This is a genomic window from Burkholderia sp. A9, assembly GCF_000801975.1.
This window is the reverse complement of the sequence record NZ_JSZN01000019.1, coordinates 41,208-55,279: the sequence shown is the minus strand read 5'-3', so window position 1 is coordinate 55,279 and position 14,072 is coordinate 41,208. Positions and strand designations below refer to the sequence as shown.

Annotated in this window: 12 protein-coding genes; 6 read left to right on the top strand and 6 right to left on the bottom strand. The window is 62.5% G+C overall.

Annotation, left to right across the window (positions count from 1 at the left end):
- Positions 1 to 6: 6 nt before the first annotated feature.
- The 3 genes from PI86_RS10855 to PI86_RS10845 form a co-directional block, all read right to left on the bottom strand.
- Complete coding sequence (locus PI86_RS10855; RefSeq protein WP_039321844.1) at positions 7 to 225, bottom strand: type II toxin-antitoxin system Phd/YefM family antitoxin; 219 nt, start codon at positions 223 to 225, stop codon at positions 7 to 9.
- 121 nt (positions 226 to 346) lie between these two features.
- Positions 347 to 1,567 (bottom strand): ABC transporter permease, encoded by a 1,221-nt coding sequence (locus PI86_RS10850; protein ID WP_082012210.1) that lies wholly within the window; start codon positions 1,565 to 1,567, stop codon positions 347 to 349.
- A 2-nt stretch (positions 1,568 to 1,569) separates the two neighbouring features.
- Positions 1,570 to 3,111 carry a sugar ABC transporter ATP-binding protein gene (locus PI86_RS10845; protein WP_039321841.1) on the bottom strand — a complete coding sequence of 514 codons (1,542 nt, stop codon included), beginning with the start codon at positions 3,109 to 3,111 and terminating at the stop codon, positions 1,570 to 1,572.
- Between the two features lie 125 nt (positions 3,112 to 3,236).
- Here PI86_RS10845 and PI86_RS17340 point away from each other — a divergent pair, with 125 nt between their 5' ends.
- The 6 genes from PI86_RS17340 to PI86_RS10820 all read left to right on the top strand — a co-directional run bounded on the left by PI86_RS17340 (position 3,237) and on the right by PI86_RS10820 (position 10,169).
- A complete protein-coding gene (locus PI86_RS17340) occupies positions 3,237 to 3,413 on the top strand; it encodes a hypothetical protein (protein ID WP_161792365.1) in 177 nt (58 codons plus the stop codon).
- A gap of 301 nt (positions 3,414 to 3,714) precedes the next feature.
- Positions 3,715 to 4,467, top strand: a complete 753-nt coding sequence (locus PI86_RS10840; protein WP_235362733.1) for a hypothetical protein — start codon at positions 3,715 to 3,717, stop codon at positions 4,465 to 4,467.
- Between the two features lie 228 nt (positions 4,468 to 4,695).
- Positions 4,696 to 6,069 (top strand): NAD-binding protein, encoded by a 1,374-nt coding sequence (locus PI86_RS10835; RefSeq protein ID WP_052319424.1) that lies wholly within the window; start codon positions 4,696 to 4,698, stop codon positions 6,067 to 6,069.
- Between the two features lie 110 nt (positions 6,070 to 6,179).
- A complete protein-coding gene (locus tag PI86_RS10830) occupies positions 6,180 to 6,641 on the top strand; it encodes a (2Fe-2S)-binding protein (RefSeq protein ID WP_039321903.1) in 462 nt (153 codons plus the stop codon).
- A complete protein-coding gene (locus tag PI86_RS10825) occupies positions 6,638 to 8,899 on the top strand; it encodes a xanthine dehydrogenase family protein molybdopterin-binding subunit (RefSeq protein ID WP_039321839.1) in 2,262 nt (753 codons plus the stop codon). Before PI86_RS10830 ends, PI86_RS10825 begins: the two co-directional genes overlap by 4 nt.
- An 82-nt stretch (positions 8,900 to 8,981) precedes the next feature.
- On the top strand, positions 8,982 to 10,169 hold the full coding sequence (locus PI86_RS10820; RefSeq protein WP_039321836.1) for an arabinose transporter: 1,188 nt from the start codon (positions 8,982 to 8,984) through the stop codon (positions 10,167 to 10,169).
- Between the two features lie 141 nt (positions 10,170 to 10,310).
- Here the strand turns inward: PI86_RS10820 and tcuB are convergent, their stop codons facing one another.
- The 3 genes from tcuB to PI86_RS10805 form a co-directional block, all read right to left on the bottom strand.
- Positions 10,311 to 11,483 (bottom strand): tricarballylate utilization 4Fe-4S protein TcuB, encoded by a 1,173-nt coding sequence (tcuB, locus tag PI86_RS10815; protein ID WP_039321833.1) that lies wholly within the window; start codon positions 11,481 to 11,483, stop codon positions 10,311 to 10,313.
- Positions 11,470 to 12,882, bottom strand: a complete 1,413-nt coding sequence (tcuA, locus tag PI86_RS10810) for an FAD-dependent tricarballylate dehydrogenase TcuA (protein ID WP_039321830.1) — start codon at positions 12,880 to 12,882, stop codon at positions 11,470 to 11,472. The genes tcuB and tcuA overlap by 14 nt, the downstream gene beginning before the upstream one ends.
- 81 nt (positions 12,883 to 12,963) lie before the next feature.
- Positions 12,964 to 13,914 carry a LysR family transcriptional regulator gene (locus PI86_RS10805; RefSeq protein ID WP_039321828.1) on the bottom strand — a complete coding sequence of 317 codons (951 nt, stop codon included), beginning with the start codon at positions 13,912 to 13,914 and terminating at the stop codon, positions 12,964 to 12,966.
- Positions 13,915 to 14,072: the final 158 nt, after the last annotated feature.

Genomic DNA, 14,072 nt, shown 5'->3' with positions numbered 1-14,072 from the left:
CTCCGCTCAGGATTCCGCAGGCTCGCGGATCGGATCAAGGTCGAAGTGGACGATGGCGGCCGTTACCGCCGCCATCGCATTACGCTTCGGCCCGACGTATCGACGGATTTCGATGGTCGGCCGACCATGGTCTGTCACGATCACGCTTTCTCCGAGCATCTCGACCTGCCTGAACAGCTCGCACGCCTTCGTCTTGAACGTTGCTTTCGAAACGCGCTTTTCCATTCTCGCCTCGCTAACGGCGACAGCGATACTCAATGATCGCCATCGCAACGTAATTCGCCTGCATACTGCGCCACGAGCACAGCGTCCGTCCGTTGCGTGCCCGTGTCGCCTTTGGCCGCGGTCAGTGCGACTTGCCTCGTCGTCGAGATCCGCCGACCGTATAAATCGCGGCGGCGACAACAATGACCGTTCCTTCGATAACGCCCTGATAATTGGCACCGAGGTTCAGGATGTTGAAACCGTTTGCGAGCGTGACCAGAAGCAGCGCGCCGGCAAGCGTCTTGACGACGCTGCCCGACCCGCCGTAAAGCGACGTTCCGCCCAGGATCGCGGATGCGATGACGGCAAGTTCCTGCCCCTGCATCGCCGTCGGATTGATGGCACCAAGCCGGCTGCCGAACAACACGCCGCCGAAGCCCGCCACCCCGCTGCAAAGCACGAACGCCGCCATCTTGTAGAGCTTGACGTTGATGCCCGACAGTCGCGCGGCTTCCGGATTGCCGCCGACCGCATAGACTCGCCGACCGGTCGTCGTGAACGTGAGCACGGCCCACACGATCGCCGTGAAGACGGCCATGTAGATCACCGGTTTCTGGACCGTCAGCTGCGCGCCAGCCTGCCACGAAATGACGACCAATGCCATGCCGCCGGCAATCGCCCCGACGGGCGAAGCGATGCTCCGTCCGGCACGCCGTGCGCGCGACACGGACGACATGCCGCCCAGAATGAGCAACGCACCGATGACGAGCAAGGGCAATGCGATATGCACTCGTCCGGATTCAAACGCCTGCATGGCGGCCAATGCATCGGAATCCGACACCGAAAGCGAACGGCCGTCGGTAACGATCTGCACGACGCCGCGAATCGCCGTCAGTGTGCCGAGTGTAACAATGAACGCGTTGATGCCGAGGAACTGCACGATCGCGCCGTTCAGCACGCCGACCAGCATGGCGACGACTACCGCCATGCACGCTGCCGGCCAGAAACCCATCGAGTCGGCTGCTCCGACCAGCACCGCGGCCGACAGGGCGGCGACCGACGCAACCGACAGGTCGAAGTTGCCGGTAATCAGGATGACGGTCATGGCCACGGCTATCATCGCAACCAGCGACGACTGATAAAACACGTTCGTTATGTTCGCGAGCGTGAGGTAGTTCGCGCGTCCGGTATACGCGGTAACGACCGACAGCACGACCACCAGCACGATCAGCGCGTAATACACGCCCATCTCCCGCAAGCTCAGCAGTCGTCGCAACGTCGTCGACGTGTGCGACGGCGCACCGGCTGCGTCCTTGCCGGCGAATGGCTGCACGGACTGATTTTTCGAAGTAGACAGATTCATGATCACTCGCTCATTGTTGATTGCTGCGCCGTGCATGTCGCGCGCTGACCACCGGCCAGCAAAATCAGTTCATGCTCGGAAGTTTCTTGCGCCTGGCGTTCGGCGATGCACCGGCCGTCGCGCATGACGAGAATTCGCTGGCTGACAGCCAGCAATTCCTCGAATTCGGACGACACCATGATGACGGCATTGCCGGCGGCAGCGAGCTCGCGCACGAGCAGCAGAATGTCGGTTTTTGCGCCGATGTCGATGCCCGCGGTAGGCTCGTCGAGAAGAAAGATCTTCACGTCGCTGAACAGCCATTTGGCGATCGTCACTTTTTGCGCATTGCCGCCGCTCAGTTCCGTCACGATTGAATCGGGTGACGGCGCCTTGATCTTCAAACGCCGGATCGCCTCCGCTCCGCGCGCACGTTCAAGCTCGCGCTGCGGGAACAGGCGTCGCCGCGCAACACCTTCGAGTGCCGGCAGCGTCGTATTGCGCCAGATCTCGAAGCCTGGGACGAGCCCCTGGCCCATGCGATCTTCGGGAACGAGACCGATTCCCGCCTTGACCGCAGCCATCGTGGATCGCCGGATCGCCCGACCATTTACCCGGACTTCGCCAGTTGCGTCGGGGTCGGCGCCGAAGATCGCGTGCAAGAGCTCGCTACGTCCGGAGCCGAGCAGACCGGCGATGCCGATGACCTCGCCAGCCGCGACGCTCAAGGAAATGGGATCGAGCTTGCCTGGCGACGCAACGTTACGCAGCTCGAGCCGGACGCGTGCGTCGGGAGTAGCCCGCTGCAGCGGCGCACGCTCGAGTGCAACGATTTGCCGGCCGACGATCGCTTCGGCAAGCCGAGCTTCATCGAGCTCATGCGTATCGGCGCGCACGACGACCTCGCCATCGCGCAGGATCGTCACGCTATCCGTCAGCGACATGACCTCGTCGAGAAAGTGCGACACGAAGACGATCGCCTTGTTCTCCGCGCGCGAAAGATGGCGGACTATCCGATAGACGACCTCGCGCTCCTCGGTGGCAAGGGATGCCGTCGGCTCGTCCATGATGATGAGTTCCGCACCCGTGCCGAGCGCCTGGAAAATCGCGACCATCTGGCGCTGGCCGATCGACAGCTCGCTAACCGGGCGATCCGGATCAAGCCAGTACCCCGTGCGCTCGCAGATGTCCTTGTACCGAACACGCAGCGACATATCGCGTCGCCACCGCCCGCGATCGCCAAGAAAGACGTTCTCGAGCACGGACAACGTCGGAATCAGCGGAATGTGCTGATGAATGGTCGCGACGCCCATTTCGTTCGCTTCACGGGGGCTAGACCATTGAACGGGCGCACCTCGCCAAAGGATCTGCCCGCCGGTTGCCGGAAACGAACCCGACAGAATCTTGATCAGCGTCGACTTTCCCGCACCATTCGCGCCCAGCAGTCCATAGACCTTGCCGCGGGCAATGTCGAGGTCAACGCCGCGCAGCGCCACCAGCCCGTTCGGAAACGTCTTCGCGATCCGCTCGAGACGCATGAGCGGAACCTCCTCCGCGAGTTGCATCTTGCCTCCTTCTCTCTTTTTTTCACGCGTGGCGCAGGGGCTCAAGCGTCTCCCGTCCACGGACGCGCCGGCTGGCGGCGCGGTCTCCAATTTCCTGTGGCGTTCATCGCGAGTGACGAATCGACGTGCTGCGCCGTACCGTTCGCGATGTGTTCCAGGCGTTCTTCACTCCAACCCGCATTCCGGAGCTCGGACAGTCGAGCCAGTCGTCGAGGCAGATCATCGGTAATGCGGTTGCATACCGTGACGCCAGTGACGGCGCGCGCGGCCGATACATCCAGCTCGTGTCTCCTGACGAATAACTGCTTCTGCTGCTCGGGATCGTCGGTTATGGGTCGTTAGCGGCAATGTAGCTCGCACATCATCGACCGTCAATTAAAATGAAATGCGTTTCGATCAGTGGAATGCGAGTGCGTCACCCAGGAATCTCTCGACGCTGGTCGACGGCCACCGATCCGAGTCAACGCGGTTTCACTGCTTGGAACTTATTCTATTTAATGAAACCTATGCTACGATGCCCTCATCGGCCACCGTCATGCTGAAACCTCCCCGGTCAGGCACGGCCCGATTTGACATGCAGCGCAAGACCAAGGAGAACGACTGATGATCTACACTCGAAGCGGCGCCGACGCGCTCGCACAGCGCAGCACCATCGTTTCCCCCGGAACCGGGAACGAGCATTGGGGAACCACCTACTTCGGCCCGCGCTCGTCCGCGGGGTCGGCGCCCGGTCCGCAAGCCACGATGTCCGAACTCAGGGCGCACGAAACCATCGTCCCGCACTTTCACGGCGTCACGATGTTCCAGTGCTTCCTTGCCGGCGCCGGCACCCTCGGCAGCCGCGGTCAGGTGATCGAGCCGCTCACAGTTCAGTTCAAGGACCATCACACCGCGTATGGCCCGATCGTTTCGGGTCCGCAAGGGCTCTGCTTCGTCGCGATGCGCATGTACACCGGCAATTCCGAACCCGTGTATCTCGACAAGCCGGGCTATCGCGACCGGCTGCAGACCAGCAAGCGCCGGCACATCACATCCGAGCCCGTCCGCTTTTCGATCGCGCCCGTCATGCAATCGCGCACGGAAGTCGCGTGGGAAACGCTGTTCCATGACGACGATGACGGCATGCATGCCCAAGTCGTACGACTCGGCGCAGGGATGGCCGTCGAAGGCCCCGATCCGCGCGCCGCCGGCGGGTATTACGTGTTCGTCGGCAACGGCAGCCTGTTGCACGGCAGTGAAGAACTCCCGCTGTGGTCGATGATCGTTGTCGAGCCGAACGAAGAAAAATTCGAGATCCGTGCGGGCGAGCAGGGTCTCGAGGCGCTCGTGCTGCAGTATCCGCGCGAAGAACGGTAACGAATCTCGAGCCACCGCTCTCGAAGTGGCAAACGGGGGCGGTTTCGAGGCACACGAGAATGCTTGTCCGGCCATTCCGCTGTCTTCATCGGCCGGAACAAGCGCAATAACCGGACGCTCCCGACGCGACCTCCGTCGCGCGTCGCTCTCATCAGTGCATGGCGACCAATTCGACCGGAGAGCGTGCATAGCCCGGTTGAACTCAGATCACATGAGAGGCGACGCGAAATGAAGATTGGCTACATTGGGCTTGGCGCACTCGGCAGCCAGCTCGCACGCAGATTCCTGCCGGACCACAGTCTGTGCGTCTGGGACATCAACGCCGCCGCGGCGAACACCCTTGCGGCGCATGGCGCAGAGGTCGCGCCGACCGCGTCCGAACTGGCTCGGCGATCGGACGTCGTCCTCCTTTGCCTTCCCCGCAGCTCGGATGTCGAGCGTGTCGTGTTCGGCGCCGAAGGCCTGGCAGCCGGCCTGTCCGCCGGCAAGCTCGTCATCGATCAGACCAGCGGCGTACCCGAAACGACTCGCGATATAGCGGACAAACTCGCGAAATCCGGCATCGACATGATGGATGCGGCGGTATCGGCCAGTCCGCACGTCGTCGCCGCCGGTGGCGCCACGCTGATGGTCGCCGCGTCGGACGCCGTGCTCGAACGAGCCATGCCGGCATTGCAGGCGATTACGCCGACCATCTATCGATGCGGTTCGCGGGTTGGCGACGGCCAGGCAATGAAGATGGTCAACAATGCGATGAATGCCGGTTGCCGCCTCGGGACGCTCGAGGTCGTTGCCGCCGGCAGAAAAGCCGGCTTGTCGCTCGCATTCATGTCGGATTTCCTGGGCCGAAGCGACGCACGCAATCAAACGACGGAAAAGATGCTGCCCGCGCTCGTGCAACGGAAGTCGTCGACGAACTTCGCTCTTTCGCTGATGCTGAAGGATGTCACGCAGGCCGTGTCGCTTGGTATCTCGCAGCGTGTACCGATGCCGGTCACGGGCATCGTTCGCGGCTTGCTGCAGATCGGCATCAATACCCTCGGCAACGGGGCACAACTGGAAGATATGGTCGGTCTGATCGAGTCGATGGCCGGCACTCGGCTTGCCGACGACGCGTCGCAAGAATTCGATCGATCCGCCGTCCGTCGAGATGCGGAACAAGAAACCGTAGCACTCGTCTCGGATGCGATCGCCGCATTGTCCCGGTTGATCAGCTTCGAATGCATTGCTGCGGGCCTGCGATACGGGCTGGCACTCGACGACATGTCGCAAGTCATCAACAAGAGTTCGGGATGGAGCGACGCATCGAAGGCGGTCTTTTCCGAATTGCTGAGCGGCACGCGTCACGACGGCGCCGACCTGAAGAAGATCATGACCCGAATGGATGCCGCATGCATGCTGGGGGACGACTGCGGCGCTCCGATGCTGATCGCGAACGCCGTTCGTTGCCTGCTCGAGCAAGCGCTGAATCATGCCGGCGAGAACGCTCGCCTTGACGAGCTCGCAGCGTTCTACGATGACATGGCGAATGTTCGGCTGACGCCCTCGCACCAAACTGCATCCGCCCCAGCGCGGCAATTTCGCCCGGCCATCCATTATTGACGCCGCAGCGATCCGGGTTTTAGCCGCGGTCCCAGGCAGGCTCGCGACATCGCGGCCGCCCCGGCCGAACCCGGATCACATGCATTCAGCTATCCGGAACATCCATGGCAATCGACCTTGTCGTCAATGGCGAATCGAAGACGCTGGATCTCGATCCCGACACACCGCTCCTCTGGGTACTGCGCGATCACCTGGGCATGACCGGAACAAAGTTCGGATGTGGCATCGCTCAATGTGGCGCCTGCACGGTTCATGTCGATCGGGCTCCCGTGCGTTCCTGCCAGTTCCCGCTGCAGGCCGCCGCCGGAAGGCATGTCACGACGATCGAGGGATTATCGAATGGCGGGACTCACCCGCTGCAGACAATCTGGATCGAGGGCAACGTCGCACAGTGCGGATACTGCCAATCAGGCATGCTCATGGCAGCTTCCGCCCTGCTCCAAACGAATGACAACCCGAGCGATGCAGACATCGACGCTCAGATAACGAACATCTGCCGATGCGGCACCTATCCCCGCGTACGCGCCGCGATACACGAAGCCGCACGACGCTTCAAGAAGGCAAAGGCATGACGATGAATCTCCATCGCAGAGAATTCCTGATCAGGGCATCTGTCGTGGCCGGCAGCTTCGTGCTGGGCGTTGCCCGCTCCAGCAATGCGGACGCACTCGCCTCTCCGCGCCCTTGGGACGACCCCGCGCCGCCGGCCGGTGCGGAGTTTACGCCGTGGATCGTGGTCGGGCGAGACAACGTCGTGACAGTCAGGGTCGCCACGCCCGATATCGGCAACGGTGTCATGACGCAGGCGCTGATGACCGTCACCGAAGAACTGCACTGCGACTGGAACCAGTTGATCGGCGAGTATGCGTCGCCGCATCGAAACTACGTCGAGGAGAATGTCTATGCCCGGGGCATGGGTTACAACGGCTTCTTCGCCCGTTCGACATTGCCTCGCCGCATGGAACTGCTCCTGCAGGCCGGTGCCAGCGCGCGAGAACGACTGAAGGAAGCCGCCGCTCGCACCTGGAACGTACCGCGAAGCGAAATCGACGCAAAAGACAGCGTACTGATTCACGGGCGAACAGGCAGACGCCTGACTTACGGTTACGTCGCTGAACTCGCCGGTTCGATATCGCTCGACGCAGAACCCGCTCCCAAGCCGCAACGTGATTGGTGGTTTCTGGGCAAGGCTAGCCCGTCGCGTGTCCAGCAACCGTTGATCGCGCACGGCACGGCCGTCTATGGCATCGACGTGAAGTTGCCCGGCATGGTTCACGCTGCGCTCATGCAGGCGCCCGTACACGGTGGAAAACTCGTGCGCTACGACTTCGAAAAAGTTCGCACGATGCCCGGCGTGCTCGGTGTAGCGGTTGTCGACCCATCCGAACCACGCGACGCGATCGATCCCGACCGCGTCCCGTTCCCGATTGCATTAAGCGCGCCGCAAAGCGGGATCGCTGTCATCGCCGAACACTACTGGCAGGCCAAAAAGGCATTGGAGGCGATGCCGGTCGAGTGGTCCGATGGCCCTGGCGCTCAGTGGAAGACGCATGAACAGATCACCGCCGCGTGTCGAGGCGCCGTCGAGCGCGCAGGCGACAGGATCCTACTCAACCGCGGGGATGCCGCGAAACTCCTTGCGTCATCCGGCACCATCGTCGAGGCCGAGTACCACGCGCCGTTTGCAGAAAACGCGGCCATGGAGCCGCTCAACGGTACGGCACTGGTCACGGCGGAGCGCGTGGATGTGTGGCATCCGTCGCAACAGGCGCAGCAGGCACACATCGTCGCCGCCCAGGAGGCTGGTCTGTCGCCGGACAAGGCCTACTTCCACCAAACCTATGTGGGCGGCGGGTTCGGCCGACGCGTCACCGGCAACGACGTGCGCATGGTGGTCGCCGTCGCAAAGCGCTATCCAGGGCGTCCGGTAAAAGTCATCTGGTCACGCGAGGAGACCATGCGGCAAGGACGCTACAGGTCGATCGAATCCGTCCGGCTCCGCGCCGCGCTCGATACGGACGGCATGCCTGTCGCATTCCATGCCCACGCCGCCGGCGCGCCCGAGTTCTTCACGAACTACCTGCACGACGGCCCGCTGAGCGCCGGTATCGTCGACCACGTACTGGTCGAGTCGAGCACCGTGCCGCTCCACGTACTGACAGGCTCTTACCGCGGACCGGGCTACAACGCCCATGCAACGTTCATCGAAACGTTCGTCGACGAATGCGCGCATGCGGCAGGTGTTGATCCTCTGGCATATCGGCTCAAGCTGTACTCGAGATGGCCCGACCCCGGATGGCGTCGATGTCTGACCGAGGTGGCGGACAAGGCCCAGTGGGGCCGCGCTTTGCCGAAGGGGTGGGGCCAGGGCATCGCGATCGCAAACTACGGCATGAACGGCAAACCCGAGGCCGGCACGACGGTTGCGGCAGTCGTCACGGTCGAGGTGACCCGCGACGGCGACGTCCGGGTCGATTCCGTCGACATCGCATTCGATCCCGGGCATGTCGGCTATCCGGACGGGCTCGTGTCCCAGATGGAAGGCGGGTCCATCTTTGCGCTGAACTCGGCCCTCAACGAGCAGATCACGGTTGCGAACGGGAAAGTCGTCGAGAGCAACTTCCACAACTATCCGATGATGCGAATAGGCGATGCGCCGAAGCGCATCAGCGTCCATTTTGGTGGCGTCTCTGGTCACCCGCGCATGGCATGGGTCGGCGAATCGCCGATGGGCCCGGTGGCCGCGGCGCTCGGCAATGCACTATTCGCCGCCACCGGAAAACGATTGAGATCGATGCCCTACCGGCTCCATGACCTGAGCTGGACGTAATCCTCGTATCGCTCCGTCGGCGCTCACCCAGTCGACTCCGCCCACCGCGATCGTATCCGCCCGATCAGACAATCCTTCTGCAATGACAACTCCATCCTCGACCATCCCGAACCAGCGCACGGTATCGGCACTCGCACCGCTGATGGCGGTCGTGCTCGTCGCATTCCTGATCATCGGCATTGCGCTGCCGGTACTGCCGCTTCACGTTCACGACGACCTGAAACTCGGCACGTTCTTCGTCGGCCTGGTGACCGGCAGCCAGTTCGCCGCTTCGCTGTTCTCACGTGTCTGGGCCGGCCACTTCGCCGACAAATCAGGCGCGAAACTCGCCGTGATCGTCGGCATGGTATCGGCTTCGGTGGCGGGCCTCATTTACTTGTCGTCGCTCGCTGTCGCGTCGATGCCGCTCGTATCGGTGACCATCCTGATCGTCGGCCGCGCAGTTCTGGGCGCCGCCGAGAGCTTCATCATCACCGGCGCATTGAGTTGGGGGTTGGCGCGTGTCCACGCCGGCGTCTCCGGCAAAGTCATCGCGTGGATCGGGATGGCGATGTATGCCGCTTTTGCCCTCGGCGCACCGCTCGGCACTGTGCTGTATGCGAAGTACGGATTTTCGGCCATTGCATTCGCGACCGTGCTGATGCCGCTCGCCACCTTGACGCTGGTGCTGCCGATGAATGCGATCGCCCCGCTGTCACGAAGTGGTCCGTCGATGACGAAGGTCATCCGCGCTGTCACTGCACCGGGAATCGGCCTCGCGATGAGCAGCATCGGCTTCGGCTCGATCATGGCCTTCGTTTCGCTGCTGTTCGTCGAACAAGGCTGGCAGCCAGCATGGCTGTCTTTTACCGTTTTCGCGATCTCGTTCATCGCCGCGCGCGTCGTATTCGGCCATCTTCCCGACAAATTGGGGGGCGCCAAGGTCGCGCTCATCTTCGTGCTGGTCGAAGCCGCCGGACAGGCACTCATTTGGGCGGCGACCGGCTCTGCACCGGCACTGCTCGGCGCGGCAATGACCGGCATAGGTTATTCGCTCGTGTATCCCGCGCTAGGCGTCGAAGCCGTTCACCGCGTTCCCCCGCAAAATCGCGGGCTCGCGATGGGCGCCTATACGGCATTCCTCGATCTCGCGTTGGGAATCGCGAGCCCCGCACTCGGGCTGCTCGCACACTGGGCCGGCCTGCGCATGGTGTTTCTCGTCGCAGCAGTGATCGCATGCTGCTCCGCCGGCGTGTCTGTCGCGCTGATGAGGGCTGCCGGTCGTCGTTGACGTAGCTCCAGATCTCGGCATCGCGGCGCCGGGATCCGATACTGCAATCGCGGACAGACGCAGGGCTTTGCGTCCATCGTGACCGGCAATCGCAGAGCGACAACGCGCGACGCATCGACGGCCGCGCGTTCGACTACCAGGTTACTCCTCGACGAGCAACGTCGACGGCCGGCGCTTCTCGATTGCCCATTTCAGGAGCGCCGCGGAGCGATAGATCCCGTGCGCGAACTTGCCGTAGGGCAGTGTCGCGAACAGCGCCATCACGATCCCGAGGTGAACGGCCAGCAGCGTCGGCATCAGATTCGTGCTGCGCAGCGCAAGAAGTGCAAGCCCGGAGGCGGCGGTCAGGATCAGGAGCAGGACAAATCCGCGGTCCATCGGTTTCTGGGCCGGGTCGCCATGCAGCGGATGGCGCCTGACGTTAAGCCACAGGAGCCCACAGGTACCGACAAGCAGGCTCACGCCACCGACCGTACCAAGCACAACCGGCAAGCTCGCATAATCGTACGGCGCCTCGAGATGGAACGCGTAGTGATACAGCGTGGCCACGCAGGTCGACGCGAAACACAGCAGGAACCCATAGAACGTCAGGTGATGGAACCGTCGACGGAGAAGCGAGAAGGCGTCGTCATCGTTATTGCAGCCGTCGCCGTGACCGCCTCCGAGATATCGAAGCGTCAACACATTCTTCGTCGCCTCCAATGCGGCATCGATTGACGCGTCACCCGGATCCTCGTTGCGCCAGAACCGTCGCACGCCGATCCCGAGTGCCAGCGCCGAAAACAGGAAAACTGCACCGAACACGATCGCCAGGAAGTTGTGCGAAAAAATCGCGTAGAAATTGGATCCGGCGATATCGGCAGCCGATCGTGCGCCTCGCCCCGCCAGCATCAAAAAAGCCGTCAGCCCGGCAGCCAGCGCCACGGCGAGCGTCATTCCGTTTCGCTTGTAGAGCGATCCCAATGCCGGCGGCCATGCGTATTCGGTATACGTGCTTACGCGTACCTCTGCCATGGCGCGCGGTACGTTGACCGCGAATTCATGCGGCGGCGCATACTGACACGAATGAAGGCAAGCACCGCAGTTGTGACAGAGATTGGCGAGAAGATGAACGTCGGCACGCCCGAATTCGAGGCGGCGCGTCATCGCCGGGAAAACGGCACAGAATCCTTCGCAATAGCGGCACGCATTGCAGATCTGCATGATTCGACTGACCTCGCGTTCGCCGTCCGACAGAAGGACGCCACGCACCGTGGCCGGGGGAGTCTCCGCGAGCGCGTTCGCCTCGCGAGCAAGCGCTTCAAGCGACTGCATGATCGGTTTCCTTTTCATTGATTCGTTGGGCGGCGCGTGCCGCCTCGACACCGGCAATGCGGCCGAACGCCGTGCCGATTGCCATGCCGATACCGGCCGTATAGCCCTTTCCGAGGATGTTTCCTGCCATCATTTCTCCGGCGACGAACAGGTTCGGCGACGGCTTACCACCGAAGTGCACGGCCGCTTGTTCGTTGGTTTTCAGGCCGAGATACGTGAACGTGATGCCGGGACGCAGCGCATACGCATAAAACGGCGGTTTGTCGATCGGCTGGGCCCAGTGCGTTTTGGGCGGCGTGAGACCGTCGGTCCGGCAGTCGTCGAGCACGGCATGATTGAACGTGCCCGGGCGGCACGCAGCGTTGTACGCCTCGATCGTGTTGACGAAACTCTGCTCGTTCAAACCCGTCGCGCGTGCCAGTTCGGCGAGCGACCCGGCGCGGATTCCCGGAAATACCGGCGGCATGAAGCGTCCGACGGCTTTCGAATCGATGATCGAGTAGGCGATCTGACCTGGCTGGAAAGCGACAAGACGCCCCCAGATCGCGTATCGCTTCGGCCAGAAGTCCTCGCCCTCATCGTAGAACCGCTCTGCATTGCGGTTCAGCACGACACCGAGGGAAACGCAGTCGACGCGCGTACATATTCCGCCATCGTAAAGCGGCGCGCGGGCATCGATCGCGACACAGTGCGATTGCGACGGATCGCCGATTGCGTCGGCACCGGCGTCGATCATGTACTTGAGCACGACGCCTTCGTTGAAGCGCGTTCCGCGAATGAGGAAATTGTCGGCGACCCATTCCCCGTTGACCTCCCCCCATGCTTCGCGCAGCCACTTACGATTTGACTCGAAGCCACCCGCCGCCAGCACGCATGCACGGGCCTCGATGCGTTCTCCGCGCACCCGTGCCGCGACGAAACGCCCGTCCTCGATCTCGATCGCGTCGACCGGCGAGTCATAGCGCACGCGCACCCCGAGTGCCTCGGCGCTTCGATAGTAAGCGTTGACCAGTGCCTTCCCGCCTCCCATGAAAAATGCATTGGTCCGGGCGACATGCAATGCGCCCGACAGCGGCGGCTGAAATCGGACTCCGTGCCTGCGCATCCAGTCTCGACAGTTCGATGACGCGCGTATCGCGATCCTTGCGAGCCGCTCGTCCGTCAATCCGCCCGTCACCTTCATCAGGTCGTCGAAGTATTCGCTTTCCGGATACGCATCAACGAGCACATCTTGCGGCGCGTCGTGCATGCAGCGCAGATTGCGAGTGTGCGACGAATTTCCGCCGCGCCATTCGCGCGGTGCGGCTTCCAGCATCAGCACCGATGCACCGGCTTCCCGTGCCATCAGCGCCGCGCATAGCGCCGCGTTACCGCCTCCTATTACCAGTACGTCCAGCATCACCACCTCTTTCCCTTGATTGTCCCGGGCAGTGTAGGTGACACCTGGAATAGCGGACAGCAGCGCGCGGCGAAGACGTGTTCACGAAAATTGAAGACCGCCAGTTTCCGGATCGACGAGCGTTGCGCCCGTCCATTTTCCGCTCATCACGAGCTCACGTGCGACATCGAGGAGAACCACGCGCGCGGCGAGGCCGGGTGGGGACAGTTCATCGTCACACAGGCTCGCGAGCTGGTTGAGCCGAGTCAGGTGGGCACTCTGAATCGGCACGACGCTGAAAGTCGTAGCATCACATCGAGCCAATGCCGCGCCGGGCTGAACCGTCACACCAAGACCGGCGCCCACGGCCTCCATCAGCGTTGCCAGTCCATCGATCTCGGCGATGACGTTCATCTGGCGATTCGCTTTGGTGAAAGCCGCATTGACGAGCATGCGCAGGCCGTGACTGTCGCTGGGGAGCACGAGCGGGTAGGCGGCGAGTTCGCGAACGGACAGGCCCTTGATGTCGGACGGCAACGTCAGGGTGGTGGACGATATCGCAAATAGCCGCTCGTCCAGAAGTGGCATGGTGCTGAATCGCTTGCCGGCGGAACTGCCGAACAGGATCGCGAGGTCGATCTGCCGGGCGATGAGCATCGACTCGAGATTTCCGGACAGATTCTCGACGACCCGCAAGTTGATGTCCGGATACCGTGCGCGCATCGCACGAATGAACGGTAGCGCGACAACCCCCGACGTGCTCGGCGCGAACCCGACGGTGACCTGGCCAGCAAGCCGCCCGGTCTTCGCCGCACTGGCCGCATCATCTGCGTGGCGCAGCACCAGTTGCGCCTGATGCCAGAACGCAAGGCCGGCATTGGTGGGCTGAATTCCGGTTTTCGTCCGCTTCAGAAGCCGGACCGACAGTTCGCTTTCCAGCCGACTGATCTGCTGGCTCAGCGTGGACGTCACCACGTCGAGCTCCAACGCAGCGCGCCCCATGCTGCCGCATTCGACAACACGGACGAAATAGCGAAGTTGCCGAAGTTCCAAGAACTACCTCGTTGACGGAAAGCCTGTTGCCGAAGATTGGAATACTGCAGCGTATTACAATGCGTGCGATTCCCGCATGCGTCAATCCGCACTGCCCCGCGCGGCCCCGATTGGCGATACCGCTCCTGATCGGACAGGGAATGAACAGGGGAGCGACG